The organism is Acidobacteriota bacterium (assembly GCA_016716715.1).
Lineage (GTDB): Bacteria > Acidobacteriota > Thermoanaerobaculia > UBA5066 > UBA5066 > Fen-183.
In genome coordinates this window covers 42,501-60,791 of the sequence record JADJVE010000008.1, presented here as the reverse complement: position 1 = coordinate 60,791, position 18,291 = coordinate 42,501, and the positions used below count along the sequence as shown (strand labels likewise).

Genomic DNA, 18,291 nt, shown 5'->3' with positions numbered 1-18,291 from the left:
AGAATCGCCGCCGCCATGCTGATCGGACTCAAGAGCGCGCTCGAGCGCGCCATCGTCGACGCCTGCCGGAAGACGTTCGGGGTCGAGCCCCCGCGCCTCGTCCTCGAAACGCCCCCGAAGGTGGAGATGGGTGACCTCTCCTGCCCCGTCGCCTTCGAGCTCGCCAAGGTGCTCAAGCGCCCGCCGCGCAAGATCGCCGAGGAGCTCGCGCCCGCCCTCGTCCTTCCCGACGTCGTCGTGAAGCGGACGGTGGAGGGCGGCGGCTACCTGAACTTCTTCGTGGACCGCCCGAAGGTCCTCCGGGCGATGCTCGAGGACGCCCACGCCGCACTCCAGGCGGAAGCCGGCACCGGCAAGCTCATCGTCGAGCACACGAACATCAACCCGAACAAGGCGGCGCACATCGGGCACCTGAGGAACGCCGTTCTCGGCGACGTCCTCGTCCGGAACTTCCGGCGCCTCGGGCGGAACGTCGAGGTGCAGAACTACCTCGACGACACGGGCGTGCAGGTCGCGGATGTCGTCGTCGGCCTCGAGCACCCGGACGCCCTCGTCGACCCGAAGAAGGCCGCCGCGTACGGCGAGGAGATCCGCGAGATCCTCGAGGCTTTCCCATACGACGCGCCGGGCGTCGAGGGGCGCCGCCTCGGCGACCTCGCCTGGGACCTCTACGCCCTCATGGGCAGGAGCTACGCGGCCGATCCCGAGCTCGAACAGGAGCGGCGCGCGACGCTCCACGCGATCGAGGGTGCCGCGACCGGCCACGACCAGACGCCCGGGGAGAAGGCCACGGCCAGGGTCGCGGCCCGGCTCGCCGAAGCCGTCGTGCGCTGCCACCTCCTGACGATGGAGAGGATCGGCGTCGACTATGACCTCCTTCCCCGCGAGAGCGACATCCTCGGGCGGAAGTTCTGGGCCAAAGCGTTCGAGCGGCTGAAGGCCGCCGGGGCCGCGCGCCTCGAATCGGAGGGCAAGAACGCCGGCTGCTGGGTCATGCCTCTCGAGGGCGCCGCGGAGTTCGAGGGCATGGAGGACGCGGACAAGGTCCTCGTGCGCTCGAACGGGACGGTCACGTACACCGGCAAGGACGTCGCCTACCAGCTCTGGAAGCTCGGCGTCCTCGGCATCGACTTCGAGTACGAGCCCGTTCCCTACGTCGACGTCGACGGCAGCCCCGAGTTCCGCGCCTCCGACGGCGAATCGCCGCTCTACCGGACGCGACGCGACGCCGAGGGCGCGGACCCGTCCGTCCGCGGCCGCTTCGGCAAGGGCACGGGCGTCATCAACGTGATCGACGTCCGCCAGTCCTACCCGCAGAAGGTCGTCAAGGAGGCCGTCCGGAAGGCCGGCTTCCCGGAGGCCGCCGACCGTTCCGTGCACTTCGCGTACGAGATGGTCGCGCTGACGCCGGCCTCCGCCGAGGCGCTCGGCGTGGAGCTGACCGACGAGGACCGCGCGAAGCCGTTCGTCGAGATGTCGGGCCGCAAGGGCCTCGGCGTCAAGGCCGACGACCTTCTCGACCGGCTCGTCGAGAAGGCCCGCGACCAGATCGCCTCCCGAGCGGGCGCCGAGCGCCCGGAGCCGGGACGCGCCGAGTCCATCGCCGTCGGCGCCCTGCGCGTCTACATGACGCGCTTCTCGCGCAACAAGATCATCGCGTTCGACTTCGACGAGGCGCTCGCGTTCGAGGGCGACACGGGCCCGTACCTCCAGTACGCCGCCGTGCGGGCCGCGAACATCTTCCGGAAGCTCGAGGAGACGGGCCTCGCGGGCCGGCTCGACGCGACCGAGACGGCGGCCGTAGAGTCGCTGCCGGCGGACACGCTCGACGACGGCCTGTGGGACGTCGTCCGGACGTGCTCGCGCACGCTCGACACGTTCGAGAAGGTCGCCGAGACGCTCGAGGTCTCGCTCCTCGTGCGGCACGCTCTCGCGGTCGCCGCGGCCTTCCATCACCTCTACCACACGCATCCGATCTCGCAGGAGAAGGACGAGGCGCGGCGCCGCGCCCGCCGCGCGGCCCTCCAGGTCGTCTCCGAGCACCTCGCGGACGTCCTCGGCGTCCTCGGCGTCCCGATCCCGGAGAGGATGTGACGCCGGCGCGGGACGTCCGCTACCGCACGTGCGGCGCCGCGGACCTCTCCGCGCTCGCGCCGCTCGTCGCGCGCGTCTTCCGCGAGGAATTCGACATGCCGGCGGACGACGCGTTCACGCGCGAGGCCGAGGCGGCAGCGCTGATCTTCGACGCGCGCCGCGACCTGTGCGTCGCGGCCGAGGCGGAGGGACGCGACGCCGGCGTCCTCCTCGTCCTGCCGGGAGGCGGGTCGGGCGAGGCCGCCGTGTTCAGCTGGCTCGCCGTCGAGGGGGAGTTCCGCGGGTCCGGGATCGGCCGCGAGCTCCTGTTCCGCGGAATCGAGGCCTGCCGCGAGCGCGGCCGGAACCTTCTGCGCGCCTACTCCTATGCGGTCTCCCCCGCCGCGTGCCGCCTGTACTGGCTCTACGGGTTCAGCGTCGCGGGCCTCGAAGCCTTCCCGGTCGGAGGAGGGGTCCGCGAGCGCATCGTGTTCGAGAAGCGGCTCAACCCTCCGGCGACGACCGCCTGACGCCCGGGCGCGGGCTCAGCGCGCCGCGGCCGGAGACGCCGCGGGCGGCGGGGCTTCCGTCACGTCCGACACGTCCGCGACGCCCGTCCGCTCGTCGAGCGCGGCCGTCACGACGACGTGGCGCGGCCCCTGCCCGGGCTTGCCGAAGCGCGCGCGCGCGGCGCTGCCGGGATCGACGACCCAGATCCTGCCGTCGGCGGTCCGGAGGAGCGGCCGGTGCGCTCCGGAGTCCGCGGCGCCGGGAAGGATCGCGTCGAGCGCGCAGCGCAGGCAGAAGACGTCCGCGTCGAACGTCCGGCTCGCACCCGCGAAGGCGAGGGGGCTGCGGGCGGCGGCCGGCACGAAACGGCCCGCAACCCAGCCAATGAGGAGACCGCAGCCGCCCGCCAGCACGACGACGACGGGCCGGAGCGAACGCCGGGGGGGGCGCGGCGGAAGCGCTCCACAGCGCGCGGCGAGGCGCCGGGCGAGGTCCTCGGGGCAACGGTCCACGGGCCGGCCGGTGCGCATGGCGTCGCGCAGGAGCGCGGCCTCGTCGCAGCGGGAGCGGCATTCGGGGCAGGCCTCGAAGTGGGCGAGGAGACGGGCGGCATCGACGAGCTCGAGCTCGTCGTCGTGGTACGCCTCGATGAGGAGGCTGGCCGTCCGGCAATCCATCGTTCGCGGCGGTCGTCCCCGCCAGTCCGCCTAACGCTACCGGCGCTTGCGGTATTCCGACAACTGAACGGTCTTCGGCCCGGGCGCGCCCTGGCGCGTCCGCGAGGGCTCGCCCTCGCCGAGGTAGTTGCGCCGCCGGCCGTACTCGAGGAGGGCCGACTCGAGGAGGCGCCGGCCCCGGTAGAGGCGCGACATGACCGTGCCGAGCGGGACCTCGAGGATGTCGGCGACCTCCCGGTACGAGAAGTCCTGCAGATCGACGAGCTCGACGACGAGGCGGAAGTCCTCCGGCAGGGCCGCCAGCGCCTCGGCAACGGGGCCGTCCATCGTTCCGGCGACGAGCTGATCCTCGGGGCCCGGGTTCGCCGCGGCGCGCGCGCGCGTCCCGGCCGCCTCGAGGGCGTCATCGCCGTCGACGCCGAGGTCGACTTCCTTCGGTCCGACTTTCGCGTGCCGGTAGCCGTTGATGAACGCATTCTTGAGGATGCGGAAGAGCCACGCCTTGAGGTTCGTCCCCTCGGTGAAGCCCTCGTAGTGCGCGAACGCCTTCAGGTAAGTCTCCTGGAGAAGATCCTCGGCGTCCTGACGGTTGCGCGTGAGACGCAGGGCGGCGCCGTAGAGCGCGTCCGCGAACGGCAGCTCGCCGTTCTTGAAGTCCCATGCGCCCGGGGAGGAAGGCTTCTTGCTGGTCAGAAATGCCATGTTCGTACCGCCTTCTGAAGAGCAATACGCGCGCCGGTTTCAAACGGCTTTTCCGGCACCCCCTAAAAAGCAGCGGCCCCGGTCGCCCGGGGCCGCCAAATCCCTGACGGGAAAAGATTTACTTGCCGTTGATGACGAAAGCGATGACGAGGGCGTAGATGACGAGCGACTCGATCAGGACGAGGCCGAGGAAGGCCTGGCCGCGGATCTGGCCGACCGCGCCGGGGTTGCGCGCGATTCCCTCGCAGGCCGCGACCGCCGTCCGGCCCTGGGCGATGGCGCCGGCCGCGGCGGCCAGGCCGATCGCGAACGCAGCCGAGAAGTGGCCCCATCCAGCCCCGCCGGAGGAGACGGCCTTGGCGGCCTCTTCGGCGAGGGCGAGGTTCGGGAGGGCCAGGGCGAGCGCACCGAGGGCGCCCGCGGACATGAGCTTCTTGAACATAAGACTCCTTTCGAGATGAGAAATCGGGATCAGTGCTCGTGGGCGGTCGCGCCGCCCAGATAGACGGTGGTCAGGAGAGTGAACACGTACGCCTGCAGCAGCGCCGTGAAGATCCCGAGGGCCATCATCGGCCACGGGACCACGATGGGCATCAGGCCGGTGAAGATGCTGCCGGCCGTGTGCTCGCCGTAAATGTTGCCGTAGAGACGCATCGAGAGCGAAAGCGCGCGGGCAAAGTTCCCGATCATCTCGATGAGGAACATGAGCGGCGCCAGCGCGAGCATCGGCCCGAGGAAGTGCTTGAGGTACCCGAACAGGCCGTGCGCCTTGATGCCCTCGGCGTTGAAGATGAAAAAGCACGTGATCGAGAGCGCGAACGTCACGTTCAGGTTCGCCGTGGGCGGCTGCAGGAAGAAGAACAGGCCGCAGATGTTCGAGAAGAAGATGAAGAAGAAGAACGCCCCCACGATCGGGAGGTAATGCTCCCCGTGGGCGATGTTCTCCTTGATGACGCCGCGCAGGAAGTCGACGAAGACTTCGATCACGTTCTGAAGCCGGCCCGGGGCGTCCCGGCGGTAGCTCCGGGAGGCGTAGAAGAAGAACGCCGCCATGAAGAGGACGACGACGATCGCCATCGCGACGTGGTCGGGGATCCAGCCGAGAAGCTCGCCGCCCTCGCCGCGCGGCGCGACGCCCGCGATGTGGAAGCTCCCGAGGTCGATGCCGTTCTTCCACCAGGCGGGAGCGCCGTCGACGGGCCCGAGGATGCGCGTCAGGAGCGCGTTGAAGAACCCGAAGAAGATCGAATGTTCGTGGTGCACGTCGCCGTTTCCGCCTTCAGCGGGCCGCGCCCGTTCCGTTCCGCGGCCCGCGGACCTGCTCGAGAACCCCGTCGATCGCCGCCGCGGCGACGACCGTCGAGAGACCCCCGATCAGCCACGGGACGTCGGCCGGGAATGCCCGAACGGAGGCCCACAGGGCGGCTCCGATCAGGCCGTACCGGAGAACGGCCTTGAACCCGAGTTTCCAGTCGAATCGGGCCGGCGTGCTTCGCTCGGGCGCCGCGAAGCGACCGAGGAAATCCGACAGCCAGAGCGCCGAGACGATAGCCACGGAGGCCCCCAGAGTCAAGGCGAGGGCGGGCCGGAAACGGCCCGTCGCGGCCAGTCCGGAGGCGGCCAGAAGGGCGAGGACGGCGGCCGTCCGAAGCCACCCCCGTCCGGGCCTCTCGGGAGCCTCGCGGCCCTCAGGCGTTGCCACTTCCGGGGCCCTTCCCGCTGCGGGACAGGACTCCCGACTCGCGGTAGATCTGCCTGAGGCCGGCAACGAGGCCCACGAGGGCCAGGGCGGCCGTCAGGACCGGGAACAGGCCGAAGACCTTGTCCAGGACCCAGCCGAGGCCGGCGCCCGCGGCGATGGCCGCCGGCAGGACCCACCCGAACGTCAGGACGTCGGCGAAGTAGCGCGCAAAACCCCGGTCCCCGCCCGAACCGTCGTCATTCCCGGGACCGGCGGCGCCGCTCATCTCGCCGCTGCCCGGCTCACGGGAAGAGGCAGCTCTTCGCGAATGCCACGAACGGCCCGGGGAGGATGCCCATCGCGAGCGTCCCGGCCGCGCAGATCGCGATCGCCGCGGTCACGGCGGGCTCCTCGCGCCAGTGCAGCTCGCCTTCCCCGTCCACGAGGTACATCGCCCGCGCGATCCGGAAGTAGTAGAAGAGCGACACGGCCGACATGAGGACCGCGAGGAGCGAGAGCCAGAACCATCCGGCCTTCATCGCGGCCGAGAAGAGCAGGTACTTGCCGACGAACCCGGCCGTCGGCGGGATCCCCGCCAGCGACAGCAGGAAGACGAGCATCGCGGCCGCCGCCCACGGATTCTTCTTCGAGAGGCCGTTGAAGTCGTCGACGCTCTCGGCGGCGTAGCCCTTCGACTCGAGGAGGATCACGAGGCCGAAGGCTCCGAGGTTCATGAACGCGTAAGCGAGGAGATAGACGAGGATGGCCCAGAGGCCGATGCCCGTCGCGTCGCCATAGGCGAGCAGGCCGAGAAGCGCGTAGCCCGCGTGCCCGATCGAGGAGTAGCCGAGAAGGCGCTTGACGTTCGTCTGCTGCAGAGCGCCGACGTTCCCGACGACCATCGTGAGCGCGGCGGACGCCGCCACGATCGCGGTCCAGTCGTGAGCACGCGGGCCAAAGCCCATGAAGAAGATCCGCGCGAAGATCGCGTACGCCGCGAGCTTCGGTCCGACGGCGAAGAACGCCGAGATCGGCGTCGGAGCGCCCTCGTACACGTCCGGCGCCCACACGTGGAACGGCGCCGAGGCGATCTTGAAGAACATGCCGCACGCGACGAGGATGATCCCGACGATGAGAAGCGGCGTCGCGGGCGCGGCGCCGAGGGCCTTCGCGATCCCCGCGAGGGAGAGCGTCCCGGTCGCGCCGTAGACGAGGGAAATGCCGTAGATGAGGACGCCCGACGAGAACGCGCCGAGGATGAAGTACTTCGTGGCCGCCTCGAGAGACTTCGTCTCGCGCTTGAAGTAGCCCGCGAGGACGTACTGCGACAGCGCCATGAGCTCGAGCGCGACGACGATGGAGACGAGGTGCGTGCCGGACGCCATGAAGAGCATGCCGACGGTCGCGAAGAGGATGAGCCCGTAGTACTCGCCCGACGGGTACGGCGAGGCGCCGACGAACCGCAGCGAGAAGAGGATCGTCACGACGGCCGCGAGGAGCATCAGGACCTTGAAGTAGAGGCTGAAGCGATCGAGGACGAACATCCCGCCGAAGGCCGACTGGGGCAGGGCCTTGGCGGTGGACGCCGAGACGGCAAGCAGGAGTCCGGTCGTGACGAGGGACCCGATCGCGGCGAAGGCGATCGTCCGCTCCCTCTCGCGGCCGCCCACGGTCGCGGCGAGCAGCAGCACGAGCCCCGCCGCCGTGAGGAACAGCTCCGGCAGGATGAGGAGCGTGTCGGCGGCGGCGAACGGCATGGCCTACTTGACTCCTGCGGCCGCCATGCGGGGCGCGGACTCGGAAGCCGCGGGCGGGTTCACGGCCGCGACGATCTTCTCGGCCGACTTCGCGGTCATCTCGAAGAACGGCTTCGGGTAGAGGCCGATCCAGAAGCACATGACGATGAGCGGCGCGAGCGTCAGAATCTCGCGGAGGTTGACGTCCTCGAGGCCCTTGTTCTTCTCGTTCGTCAGCTCGCCGAAGAAGACGCGCTGGTAGAGCCAGAGCATGTACGCCGCGCCGAGGATGACGCCGAGGCTCGCCCACGCTGCCCAGCGCCAGTCGGCGAGGAAAGCGCCCGTGAGGATCGTGAACTCGCCGACGAACCCGTTCAGGAGCGGCAGGCCGATCGAGGCGAGGAGGATGACCATGAAGAGCATCGCGTAGACGGGCATGACGCCCGAGAGGCCGCCGTAGTCCGCGATCATGCGGGTGTGCGTTCGCTCGTAGACGATTCCGACGAGAAGGAAGAGCCCGCCCGTCGAAAGCCCGTGGTTGATGGACTGGAGGATTCCGCCCTGGATGCCCGCGTTGTTCAGGGAGAAGAGGCCGAGCATGACGAACCCGAGGTGCGCGACCGAGGAATACGCGACGAGCTTCTTCATGTCCTTCTGGACCATCGCGACCATGGAGCCGTAGATGATGCCGATGATCGAGAGGACGACGACCGTGAGCTGCACCCAGTAGGTGCGCGAGGCTCCCGAGCAGATCGGAAGCGAGAACCGGAGGAAGCCGTACGTCCCCATCTTGAGGAGAACGCCCGCGAGGATGACCGAGCCCGCCGTCGGCGCCTCGACGTGCGCGTCCGGCAGCCACGTGTGGAACGGGAACATCGGAACCTTGATCGCAAACCCGATGAAGAACGCCCAGAAGAGCCAGATCTGGAGGTCCGGCGGGATCTGGGACGCGATCGACTGGAAGTGGACGATGTCGAACGACGGCGCGTTGCCGAGACCCTTCCACCACAGGAAGCCCGACGTGTTGAAGAAGTACAGGGCGATGATCGCGAGCAGCATGACGACGGAGCCCGCGAGCGTGTACAGGAAGAACTTGATCGCCGCGTAGAGCTTCCGCGGCCCGCCCCAGATCCCGATCAGGAAGTACATCGGGACGAGCATGACCTCCCAGAACACGTAGAAGAGGAAGAAGTCGAGCGCGCAGAAGACGCCGATCATCCCCGTCTCGAGAAGGAGGAGGAACGCGTAGTACTCCTTCTCGCGCTTCGTGACCGCCGTGAAGGACGAGTACACGGAGATGAACGAGAGGAGCGTCGTCAGGAGGATCAGGAGCGCCGCGATTCCGTCGACGCCGAGCGCGTACTTCGCGCCGAGCGACGGGATCCAGTCGTGCGTCTCGCGGAAGAAGAAGTCGCCCGACGTCCGGAACCCCGTGAAGGTCCAGAGCGGGAGCGAAAGGAGGAACTCGGCGCCCGTGAAGAGCGTCGCGACCCAGCGGATGAGGCCCGGCTTCTCGCGCGGCACGAGGAAGACCGCGAGGGTCCCCACGACCGGCAGGAAGATGAGCAGGGAGAGGAGTCCGTTCATGCGGCGCCCTTCTTCATCTCAGGAGGAGGTAGAGGCAGACGAATCCGAAAACGCCGGCCGCCATGGTCAGCGCGTAGTTCTGCGTGCGCCCGGATTGCACGCGGCGCATCCCGCGCCACGCCGTTTCCAGGGTGTTCCCGACGCCGTTCACCGCGCCGTCCACGAACGTCCGGTCGAACCACGAGGAGATCCTCGAGGCGAAGAGCGTGACGGCGCTCGAGCCGTTCGGGATGAGGTCGAGGACGCGGGCGTCGATCTCCCACATGAGGCGACCGCCCTTCTTGATGAGCCCGTTCACGAAGACGGCCTCGTAGAGCTCGTCGACGCGGTACTTGTCCCGGACCAGACGGTAGAAGCCGCCGAGGGAGGACGCGATGCGCTCGGGCATCGCGAACGGGTACGCGCCCGAGTAGAACGCCCAGGCGAGGACGATGCCGAACGCGGCGACGCCGACCGACGTGAGCATCAGCGACCACTCCGTCGCATGAGTCATCTCGTGCGCCTCGGCCACCCAGGCCGCAGGCAGCTTCACGATGACGGGCTCCAAAAACCCTTCGAAGGAATTCTCTTTCCCGAGAATGAATTTCGGAATGCCAAACCAGCCGACGACGGCGGCGCCGGCAGCGAGGAAATAGAGCGGCACGACCATCGAGGCGGGCGACTCGTGCACGTGCTTGAGCTGCTCGGCCGTGCCGCGGAACGTCCCGTAGAACGTCATCTTGATGAGCCGGAACATGTAGAAGGCGGTGATCCCGGCCGTGAGGACGGCGAGGACCCAGAGGACCTTGTAGCCCGCGCCCCACGTCTCGGCGAGGATCGCGTCCTTCGAGAAGAACCCCGCGAGGCCCGGGACGCCCGCGATCGCGAGCGTCGCGACGAACATCGTGACGAACGTGTGCGGGATCAGCTTGCGGAGCCCGCCCATCTTCGTCATGTCCTGCTCGCCGCCGAGGGCGTGAATCACGGAGCCCGCCCCGAGGAAGAGGCAGGCCTTGAACCACGCGTGCGTGAAGACGTGGAACATGCCCGCCGAGAAAGCGAGCGCGCCGCAGCCGAGGAACATGTAACCGAGCTGCGAGACCGTCGAGTACGCGAGGACTTTCTTGATGTCCGTCTGGGTGAGGCCCATCGTCGCGGCGAAGAGGGCGGTCGCGCCGCCGACGACCGCGACGACGAAGGACGCGTCGTGCGTCAGGAGGCCGCCAACCGTGGCGTGCTCTCCGAGGACCTTCATCGCCCACTCGTGCGAGATGCGGTAGAAGACGTTGCAGCGCGCGACCATGTAGACGCCCGCCGTGACCATCGTCGCGGCGTGGATGAGCGCGGAGACGGGCGTCGGGCCGGCCATGGCGTCCGGGAGCCAGACGTAGAGCGGGATCTGCGCGCTCTTGCCGCACGCGCCGATGAAGAGCGCGAGGCAGACGGCCGTCATGAGGCCGCCCGCGGCGTATTTCGCGGGGTTGGCGGCCGCCATGGAGAACATCGCGCCGAAGTCGGTCGTCCCGAACAGCGCGAAGCAGCCGAAGATCCCGAGGACGAATCCGAAGTCGCCGATGCGGTTCACGACGAACGCCTTCTTGCCGGCGTCGGCGGCGTAGTCCTTCTTCCAGTAGAAGCCGATCAGGAGGTACGAGCAGAGGCCCACGCCCTCCCAGCCGACGAACAGGATCGGGAGGCCCGCGCCGAGAACGAGCGTGAGCATCGAGAACATGAAGAGGTTCAGGTACGAGAAGTACCGCCCGAACCCCTCGTCGTGCCCCATGTACCCGACCGAGTAGACGTGGATCAGGGAGCCGATGAACGTGACGAAACCCAGCATCAGCGCCGAGAGCGCGTCGAGCCGGAACGCCGCGTCCACGACGAGCGCCTTTCCGCCGAACCACGTCGGGTTCGCGCCGAGAGGCATCCACGTCCAGAGGTTCGCGACGACGCCCTCGTGGCCGTGCGTCTCGCCCCACCACAGGAAGATCGCGGCAAAGGCCGCCACGCAGGAGAGGATCGCTGCCGCGGGGCCGACCACCGCGTGGACCGCCGCGAACGGGATCTCGTGGTGGGCGCCGTGGCCGTGATCGTCGTGAGCTACGTGGCCGTGTCCGTCGCCGTGCGGGCCCTTCGGGGAGTCCTTGCCGCCCAGCTTCGAGTGGGTGGCGAGGTACAGGAGCCCGTTGACGAGGAACCCGATCAGCGGGAAGACGGGGATCCAGGGCAGGATCGCGGCAGCCTTCATCCCTTCAGCTCCGACACGGCGTCGAGGTTCACGGAGTTCTTGAGGCGGTAGAGGGAGATGATGATCGCAAGGCCGATCGCGGCCTCGCCGGCGGCGAGCGTGATCACGAAGACCGTGAAGAGCTGCCCGTTCAGGTCGCCGAACTGACGCGAGAACGCGATGAGGTTGAGGTTCGCGGCGTTCAGGATGAGCTCGATCGACATGAGGACGGTGAGGAGGTTGCGGCGGATCAGGACGCCGGTGACCCCGATCGCGAAGAGCAGGAACGAGAGGGCGACGTAGTGCGTGACCGAGATCATCAGTCCACCCGCTCCATCGTCCGCTTGCCGAGGACGACCGCCCCGATCATCGCGACGAGGAGGAACACCGAGGCCACCTCGAACGGCAGCAGATAGTCGCGATAGAGGCTCCAGGCGACGGCCTGGCTGTTGCCGGCGATCTCCTCGGTGACGGGGGTCTTCACGACCTTCCCGTCGACGGTCTCGGTCACCGTGCGGGTGATCGTCGTCGTCGAGAGCTTCGCGGGATCCGCGCTCTGGCCCGCGTCCGCGAGGCCGCTCGTCCGCGAGGAGGCCACGATCGTTCCGCCGACGACCGCGAGGAGCAGGAACGCGACGAGGAGCGCGGCGCCCGCCTGCCGGTGCAGGAAGGGCTCTCCGGCCGTCTTCCGGATGTTCACGAGCATGATCGTGAAGAGGAAGAGAACCATGATCCCGCCCGCGTAGACGAGGATCTGGACCGCCGCGAGGAACTCGGCGCGGAGCGTGACGAAAAGCGCCGCGATCCCGAAGAAGGAGAGGAGGAGGAAGAGCGCCGAGTGGACCGGCTGGCGCATCGCGACGACGCCCACGGCGCCGAACACGACGATCGCCGCGAAGAACCAGAAGAAGAACGGCGTCGTCACCGCCCCTCCCCCTGCTCGACGATCGTGAACGGCTTGACGTTCTCGTCCCACTTCGTGAGCTTCTTGATGTCGAGGTAGAGGGCGTCGTTCCGCTCGTACGTGCCGAGCTCGTAAGTCTTCGTCCTCAGCCAGATCGACTTCGGGTTCGTCGGGCAGGCCTCCTCGCAGAGGCCGCAGAACATGCAGCGCTTGAGGTCCACGTCGAACCGGTCGAGGACCTTCTCGTTCTTGCCCTGCGGGTTCTTCTCGTTGTGCCAGTCGATGAAGATGATGTTGATCGGGCACTCGATCGCGCAGAGCGTGCACTTGATGCACCGCTCCTCGTCGAGGCGGAACATGCCCCGGAAACGGTCGCTCGGCTCGCGCGCGGCCTCGGGGTACTCCACCGTGTCGGCCTTCCGGAAGAGGTGCCTTCCGGTCATCTTCAGGCCGCCGAAGATGTCGAGGAGGAGGACGTCGTCCCAGAAGCTCACGTCAGGCCTCCGCCTTTTGGGCGCCGACCGGCGCCGGAATCAAGCGCGTCGCGGGCGGCTTCTTCGCCGCCTTGAGCCGCGTCACGATCACGAAGGCGCCGATGGCGGCGACCCAGAGAATCGTGCCGAGGATCCGGAGCCCGCGGAACCCGGCCAGCGCCGCGACCGCGACGAGGACGAGGTTCACGAGGGAGATCGGGATCAGGGTCTTCCACCCGAGCGCCATGAGCTGGTCGAACCGGTAGCGCGGGAACGTCCCGCGGAACCAGATGTACACGAAGAGGAAGCACGAGACCTTCAGGACGTACCAGATCACGCCCGGAATCACGTCGAGGAACCCGAGGGCGGCGACGTTCGGGAACGGCCGCAGCCAGCCGCCGAAGAAGAGCGCCGTCGCGACCGCCGAGATCGTGATCATGTTCGCGTACTCGGTCAGGAAGAAGATCGCCCACCGGAAGCCCGAATACTCCGTGTGGAAGCCCGCGACGAGCTCGCTCTCGGCCTCGGGCAGGTCGAACGGGATGCGGTTCGTCTCGGCGACGCCGGACACGAAGTAGAGGAAGAACGAGACGAGGCCGGGCAGGATGAACCACATGTGGTGCGTCCGCTGCGCCTCGACGATCTCGACGAGGGACAGCGAGCGCGCCATGAGGATCGCGCTCACGACCGCGAAGCCCATCGGGACCTCGTAGCTTATGAGCTGTGCCGCCGAGCGCAGGCCGCCGAGGAGCGCGTACTTCGAGTTCGACGCCCAGCCCCCGAGGATGATCCCGTAGATCCCCACCGACGTGATCGCGAGAAGGAGGAGCAGCGAGACGTTGAGGTCCGTCGCGTACCAGGCCGTCGTGATCTTGCCGAGGCCGGGGATCCTCATCGTGAACTCGGGACCCCACGGCAGGACCGCGAAGACCGCGAGTCCGGGCACCATCACGAGGACCGGCGCGAGGAAGTGGACGAAGTGCTGCGCCTTCGCGGGGACGACGTCTTCCTTCGTCAGGAGCTTCACGACGTCCGCGACGAACTGAAGGATGCCCTCCGGCCCTACGCGGTTCGGGCCCTTCCTCACCTGGAGGAACGCGAGAGTCCGGCGTTCGATGTACGTGAGGACGCCCGCCGCCGTGGCGACGAGGATCACGACCACCACGGCCTTGACGGCCGGGATGAGGACGTAGTTCAGGACGCTCGCGGAAATTTCCATGTCTATCGATCCACCTCACCGAGGACGATGTCGATCGTCCCGATGATCGCGACGAGGTCCGAAACCATGTGGCCGCGCGCCATCTCCGGCAGAGCCTGCAGGTTGATGAAGCTCGGTGGCCGGACGCGCAGCCGGTACGGCTTGTTGGTTCCGTTCGAGACGAGGTAGAAGCCGAGCTCGCCCTTCGGGGACTCGACGCTGGCGTACACGTCGCCCACGGGCGGCTTGATGACGCGCGGCACCTTGCCGCGAATGTCGCCCGTCGGGTTCGCGGCGAGCCAGTCGCAGCACTGCAGGAGGATCCGGCGGCTCTGGCGCAGCTCGGCGACCCTCACGAGGTAGCGGTCGTACGTGTCGGCGTTCTTGCCGGTCGGAATCTCGAAGTCGAGCTCGGGATAGCACTCGTAGGGAATTGCGCGGCGGATGTCCCACGCGAGCCCGGCCGCGCGCAGCGGCGGGCCCGTGACGCCCCACTCGATGCAGCGCTCCGTGTTGAGGATCCCGACGCCGATCGTCCGCATCTTCCAGATGCGGTTCTCGGTCAGGAGGTCCTCGTACTCGTCGATCTTCGACCCGAGGTCCTCCGTGAAGGCGCGGAGCTTCTCGATCCAGCCCGGCGTCAGCTCCTCCTGGAGGCCTCCGACGCGCATGCAGTTCAGCGTGAGGCGCGCGCCGCAGTAGTCCTCGAAGAGGTCGAGAATGACCTCGCGCTCGCGGAACGTGTAGAAAAAAGGCGTGATCGCGCCGAGGTCGATCGCGGCCGTCGCGAGCCAGAGGAGGTGGGACGAGATCCGCTGCATCTCGTCGAGGACGACGCGGATGTATTGCGCCCTCTTCGGGACGTCGACGCCGAGGAGCTTTTCCACGGCCAGCACGTACGCGTGGTTGTTCGTCGCGGCCGCGACGTAGTCCAGGCGGTCCGTGTGCGGGATGACCATGGGATACGTCTCGGTCTCGAAGAGCTTCTCGGTGCCGCGGTGGAGGTAGCCGACGTCCGGCCGCGCCGAGACGATCCGCTCGCCGTCCACCTTGAGGACGATCCGGAGGACGCCGTGCGTGGACGGGTGCTGCGGCCCGAAGTTGAGCTCCATCTCGCGGAGCCCGAGCATCGTCTCGTCCGTTTCGGGAACGGCGCCGGCGGTTCCGACGAGCTCGCTCACGAGACGGTCTTCCTGTTCTTGTCGTCGGGCGCGGGGCCGCCGCCCTCGGGGTAGCGGTCCGGGTAGATCGCGGCTCCCGTGTCGATGCCCTCGACCGGGAAGTCCTTGCGGAGCGGATGGCCCTGGAAGCCGTCCCACGTGAGGATCCGGCGGAGGTCGGGGTGGCCGTCGAACGAAATGCCGAAGAGGTCGAACACCTCGCGCTCCATCCAGTTCGCGGTCTCCCAGACGCCGCTCACGGTCGGGCAGGTGGCGCCGTCGGCAACGCCGACCTTGAGCCGCACGCGCGCGTTGCCGCGGTCGAACGAATGAAGCCAGTAGACGACGTCGAAGCGCGGGGCGCGCTCCTTCCAGTCCACGGCCGTCTGATCCACGAGGAACGTGTACGTTTCCTTGTCCTTGAGGTGCCGGCAGGCCTCGACGAGCTTGCCCGGTGCGATCTCCACGGTCGTCTGGCCGACCATCTTCTTCGCGCCGAGGACCGCGCCGGGCACGGCCGCGGCGAGGGCGACGACGAGCGGCTCGCCCATCGCGTCGACGGGGGCCGGAAGGGGAACCTTCGGAGGAGCGGCCGGCTTCGGGGCGGCTGCGGCGGCAGGCTTCGCGGGCTCGCCGGCGGGCGCAGCGGCAGGCTCGCCCGCGGGCGGTGCGGCGGGAGCGTCCTTCGGTTCGTCAGCCAACGGCGAGCTCCTCGGGAGCGCGGCGGATCACGCGCATCTTCTGGATTTTCTTCTGGAGCTCCATGAGGCCGTAGAGAAGGGCCTCGGGCCGCGGCGGGCAGCCGGGAACGTAGACGTCCACCGGGATGATCCGGTCGACGCCCTGCGTGACCGCGTAGCTCCGGTACGGGCCGCCGCAGGTTGCGCACGAGCCCATCGCGATGACCCACTTCGGGTCGGCCATCTGGTCGTAAAGGCGCTTGATGATCGGCGCCATCTTCTCGGTGACGGTGCCCGCGACGAGCATCATGTCGCACTGCCGCGGCGACCCGCGGAAGACCTCGGCGCCGAAACGCGCCATGTCGTGGCGGCTGTCGACGACCGCCATCATCTCGATCGCGCAGCACGCGAGGCCGAACTGCATCGGCCAGAGCGAGTTCTTGCGGCCCCAGCCGATGAGGGCGTCGACGGTGGTCGTGAGGACGTTGTCCGGGAACGCGTTCTCGATCAGGCCCACGAAAGCGCTCCCCTCCGCCACGCGTAGACGTAACCCACGACGAGGATCACGAGGAAGACGAGCATCTCCACGAGGCCGAACAGCTTCAGCTTGTGGTACATGACCGCCCACGGGAACAGGAAGATCGTCTCGACGTCGAACACGACGAAGAGAACCGCGATCAGGTAGTACCGGACCGAGAAGCGGTGGTCGAACGCCTCCGTCGGCGACGCGACGCCGCACTCGTACGGCGAGAGCTTCGTCGGGTTCGGGTTCTTCGGCCTCAGGAGCGACATCGCCGCGAGGCCCGCGATCGGCACGATCGCCGCCATGATCGCGAAGTACAGGATGGGCAGGTACGACGCCATGGACGGGTTCATGAGCACACCCCTCGCGATCCGCCCGCGCCTGAACACCACCCGGCTTCGGTCAAGACGAGGAGGATTCTGTGTTTCGGTCCCGGCGATGTCAAACGATGCAAAGGCATCACGCGGGGCGTGTCCAGGACGCAAGAGCGGAGCCGAGAGCGGTCCCCCGGGAGGCGATCAGGACGCGGATCGACTCGCCCATTCCGCCCGGCTGGACGAGCGCCGCCGCCGCTCGGCGGTCCGCCTCGCGCGCGGCGTCGGGTGGCGAGACGGGGTCCACCGCGAGTTCCTCGAAGATCCCGCCCGCGGCGAGGACGCGCGACTGGCTGACCGGCCCCTCGACGGAAAGACCGGCGGCGGCGAACGCGTCGGCGAGCTCCGAAAAGTCGACCCACGCCGTCAGGTCTCGCGACCCGGGATCCGTCAGGACGTCGCGCGTCACGCCGTGGGAGACGAACGCCTCCAGCGTTCCGTTCGCCCGCGCAGCCGAGTAGAGAGCGCGAGCGGGCGCGCCGTAGTCGAAGACGAGAACGAGCCCGGAAGAGAGACGCGCTGCGAGTTCTGCGGCGAGTCGGGCGGCGCCGGAGCGAATCTCGAGCTTTTGATTTCTATGAAGGTGAATGCCCCGGGCTCGGAACCCGTCGAGCAGCTCGGCGCCGTCTGGGCAGTTCGCGAGGCCCCACGCGAAGCCCTCGCCGTCGGGTGCCAGCGTCACGACGCGCTCCAGCAGCATTTCACCTTCAAAGAAGAGCGCCCTCACCGGCAGCGCATCGAACAACTCGTAGCAGACGACGAGACCGGAGAGGGAAGAAGAGGGGATTTCTTCGAGTGAAGAGAGCCAGACAGCGCTGGGGCACCTCCCGTCGGCGATGCTGCGGCGCTTGGCGGAGCGTTCGACACCCACGAGGCGGAACTGCTCTCGGATTCCCCACGCGCGAAGAGCCTCGTCCGCCGCCGAAAGCAGCTCCCCTTCGCCGGCCCCGAAGTCCACGACATCCGTCGGCGCGCGAAGGCCGCGCGGCGCGCCCTCTTCCCGGAGACGCCGCGCGATCCGCGCGATCGTCCGGCCGAACGCGGGGTGCCAGGACGGGCCGGTCACGAAGTCGCCGGAGCGCCCGACGCGCCCGGCGCGCTCGTAATAGCCCCCCTCCGGGTCGTAGAGGGCCGCCTCCTGGAACGCGTCGAAGCGGAGCGGGCCCTCGGCGCGGATGCGCGCGGCGAGACGCTGAGCAAGCGGCATCATCGCCGCGAGACTAGCAGCCGGTTAAGATCGCGCGCCGGACCATAAGGAGCACGACGTGACGTACGGGATCTCCGAGACACCCTCCGGACTCACGATCACGCTCGCCGCGAAATCCCGCGACGAGCTTTACGGCGCAGCCGTGAAGGCCGCCCTCGAGGCCGTTTACGGCGGCGCGCCGCCGGCCGGCGAATCCGACGGCCAGACCTATCCCGTGCAGGGCGCCGGACTCGACGACGCCACGATGCTCCGCACGCTCTTCACGGAGTGTTTCGTGGCCGCCGGGCGGGCGGAGGGCACGCTGCACCCGCCGCGCTGGCTCGCCTTCGACGAGGGTCGCGTCACCGCGAATCTCGCGTTTTCGACGCCGAAGACGCCCGTGAGGTCGCTGACGCCCGCGCTCCACGGAGCGGTCGAGACGTCCGGCGCGTTCCCCGACTTCCGCGCGACGCTCGCGTTCGCCCTTTCCTCAGACTGACGGAACGGACGCCGCGGATTCCTGGCGGGCCCGCGCGAGGTCCGCGTCCGCCATCATGTCGACGAGGCCCGCGAACGCGACGCGCGGGGCCCAGCCCAGCAGCCGTTTCGCCTTCGACGGAT

Annotated in this window: 22 protein-coding genes (1 of these 22 cut by a window edge); 3 read left to right on the top strand and 19 right to left on the bottom strand. The window is 68.5% G+C overall.

Going from position 1 to position 18,291, the window contains the following annotated elements:
- The first annotated feature begins 15 nt into the window (after positions 1–15).
- Together argS and IPL89_13720 are read left to right on the top strand one after the other, a co-directional pair.
- Positions 16–2,094, top strand: a complete 2,079-nt coding sequence (gene argS, locus IPL89_13725) for an arginine--tRNA ligase (GenBank protein MBK9064231.1) — start codon at positions 16–18, stop codon at positions 2,092–2,094.
- Positions 2,091–2,603, top strand: coding sequence for a GNAT family N-acetyltransferase (locus IPL89_13720; protein MBK9064230.1), 513 nt, complete (start codon positions 2,091–2,093; stop codon positions 2,601–2,603). Before argS ends, IPL89_13720 begins: the two co-directional genes overlap by 4 nt.
- Before the next feature lie 15 nt (positions 2,604–2,618).
- Here IPL89_13720 and IPL89_13715 read toward each other — a convergent pair whose 3' ends face one another.
- The 18 genes from IPL89_13715 to IPL89_13630 form a co-directional block, all read right to left on the bottom strand.
- Positions 2,619–3,260, bottom strand: a complete 642-nt coding sequence (locus IPL89_13715; GenBank protein ID MBK9064229.1) for a zf-HC2 domain-containing protein — start codon at positions 3,258–3,260, stop codon at positions 2,619–2,621.
- A 36-nt stretch (positions 3,261–3,296) separates the two neighbouring features.
- Positions 3,297–3,962, bottom strand: coding sequence for a sigma-70 family RNA polymerase sigma factor (locus IPL89_13710; protein MBK9064228.1), 666 nt, complete (start codon positions 3,960–3,962; stop codon positions 3,297–3,299).
- 118 nt (positions 3,963–4,080) lie between these two features.
- On the bottom strand, positions 4,081–4,389 hold the full coding sequence (locus IPL89_13705; protein MBK9064227.1) for an ATP synthase F0 subunit C: 309 nt from the start codon (positions 4,387–4,389) through the stop codon (positions 4,081–4,083).
- Between the two features lie 44 nt (positions 4,390–4,433).
- Positions 4,434–5,225 carry a F0F1 ATP synthase subunit A gene (gene atpB / locus IPL89_13700; protein ID MBK9064226.1) on the bottom strand — a complete coding sequence of 264 codons (792 nt, stop codon included), beginning with the start codon at positions 5,223–5,225 and terminating at the stop codon, positions 4,434–4,436.
- A 16-nt stretch (positions 5,226–5,241) separates the two neighbouring features.
- Positions 5,242–5,664 (bottom strand): ATP synthase subunit I, encoded by a 423-nt coding sequence (locus tag IPL89_13695; protein MBK9064225.1) that lies wholly within the window; start codon positions 5,662–5,664, stop codon positions 5,242–5,244.
- Positions 5,651–5,929 carry an AtpZ/AtpI family protein gene (locus IPL89_13690; GenBank protein MBK9064224.1) on the bottom strand — a complete coding sequence of 93 codons (279 nt, stop codon included), beginning with the start codon at positions 5,927–5,929 and terminating at the stop codon, positions 5,651–5,653. Before IPL89_13690 ends, IPL89_13695 begins: the two co-directional genes overlap by 14 nt.
- 16 nt (positions 5,930–5,945) lie before the next feature.
- Entirely contained in the window at positions 5,946–7,400 is a 1,455-nt protein-coding gene (locus tag IPL89_13685) for an NADH-quinone oxidoreductase subunit N (protein ID MBK9064223.1), read from the bottom strand.
- Between the two features lie 3 nt (positions 7,401–7,403).
- Complete coding sequence (locus IPL89_13680; GenBank protein ID MBK9064222.1) at positions 7,404–8,966, bottom strand: NADH-quinone oxidoreductase subunit M; 1,563 nt, start codon at positions 8,964–8,966, stop codon at positions 7,404–7,406.
- Positions 8,967–8,979: 13 nt separating this feature from the next.
- Entirely contained in the window at positions 8,980–11,193 is a 2,214-nt protein-coding gene (nuoL, locus tag IPL89_13675; GenBank protein ID MBK9064221.1) for an NADH-quinone oxidoreductase subunit L, read from the bottom strand.
- Complete coding sequence (gene nuoK / locus IPL89_13670) at positions 11,190–11,489, bottom strand: NADH-quinone oxidoreductase subunit NuoK (GenBank protein MBK9064220.1); 300 nt, start codon at positions 11,487–11,489, stop codon at positions 11,190–11,192. The genes nuoL and nuoK overlap by 4 nt, the downstream gene beginning before the upstream one ends.
- Before the next feature lie 2 nt (positions 11,490–11,491).
- Complete coding sequence (locus IPL89_13665) at positions 11,492–12,097, bottom strand: NADH-quinone oxidoreductase subunit J (protein MBK9064219.1); 606 nt, start codon at positions 12,095–12,097, stop codon at positions 11,492–11,494.
- Positions 12,094–12,570: an NADH-quinone oxidoreductase subunit I gene (locus IPL89_13660; protein ID MBK9064218.1), complete on the bottom strand. Its 477-nt coding sequence runs from the start codon at positions 12,568–12,570 to the stop codon at positions 12,094–12,096. The genes IPL89_13665 and IPL89_13660 overlap by 4 nt, the downstream gene beginning before the upstream one ends.
- Position 12,571: 1 nt before the next feature.
- Positions 12,572–13,768, bottom strand: a complete 1,197-nt coding sequence (gene nuoH, locus IPL89_13655; GenBank protein ID MBK9064217.1) for an NADH-quinone oxidoreductase subunit NuoH — start codon at positions 13,766–13,768, stop codon at positions 12,572–12,574.
- Between the two features lie 2 nt (positions 13,769–13,770).
- Positions 13,771–14,877 (bottom strand): NADH-quinone oxidoreductase subunit D, encoded by a 1,107-nt coding sequence (locus IPL89_13650; GenBank protein ID MBK9064216.1) that lies wholly within the window; start codon positions 14,875–14,877, stop codon positions 13,771–13,773.
- A 47-nt stretch (positions 14,878–14,924) separates the two neighbouring features.
- The gene (locus IPL89_13645; protein MBK9064215.1) at positions 14,925–15,608 is read right to left on the bottom strand and encodes an NADH-quinone oxidoreductase subunit C; all 684 of its coding nucleotides are present in this window, start codon (positions 15,606–15,608) and stop codon (positions 14,925–14,927) included.
- Positions 15,601–16,104 carry an NADH-quinone oxidoreductase subunit B gene (locus tag IPL89_13640; GenBank protein ID MBK9064214.1) on the bottom strand — a complete coding sequence of 168 codons (504 nt, stop codon included), beginning with the start codon at positions 16,102–16,104 and terminating at the stop codon, positions 15,601–15,603. The genes IPL89_13645 and IPL89_13640 overlap by 8 nt, the downstream gene beginning before the upstream one ends.
- Entirely contained in the window at positions 16,095–16,451 is a 357-nt protein-coding gene (ndhC, locus tag IPL89_13635; GenBank protein ID MBK9064213.1) for an NADH-quinone oxidoreductase subunit A, read from the bottom strand. The genes IPL89_13640 and ndhC overlap by 10 nt, the downstream gene beginning before the upstream one ends.
- 118 nt (positions 16,452–16,569) lie before the next feature.
- The gene (locus IPL89_13630; GenBank protein MBK9064212.1) at positions 16,570–17,694 is read right to left on the bottom strand and encodes an SAM-dependent methyltransferase; all 1,125 of its coding nucleotides are present in this window, start codon (positions 17,692–17,694) and stop codon (positions 16,570–16,572) included.
- A 55-nt stretch (positions 17,695–17,749) separates the two neighbouring features.
- Between IPL89_13630 and IPL89_13625 the strand changes: the two genes are divergently transcribed.
- Entirely contained in the window at positions 17,750–18,169 is a 420-nt protein-coding gene (locus tag IPL89_13625; GenBank protein MBK9064211.1) for a hypothetical protein, read from the top strand.
- Here the strand turns inward: IPL89_13625 and gmd are convergent.
- Positions 18,161–18,291 carry the end of a GDP-mannose 4,6-dehydratase gene (gene gmd, locus IPL89_13620; protein ID MBK9064210.1) on the bottom strand. The gene runs 937 nt beyond the window's last position, so only the last 131 of its 1,068 coding nucleotides appear in the window; its start codon lies beyond the right edge, outside the window — the gene reads right to left on this strand; the stop codon is at positions 18,161–18,163. The two genes, IPL89_13625 and gmd, sit on opposite strands and share 9 nt — an antisense overlap.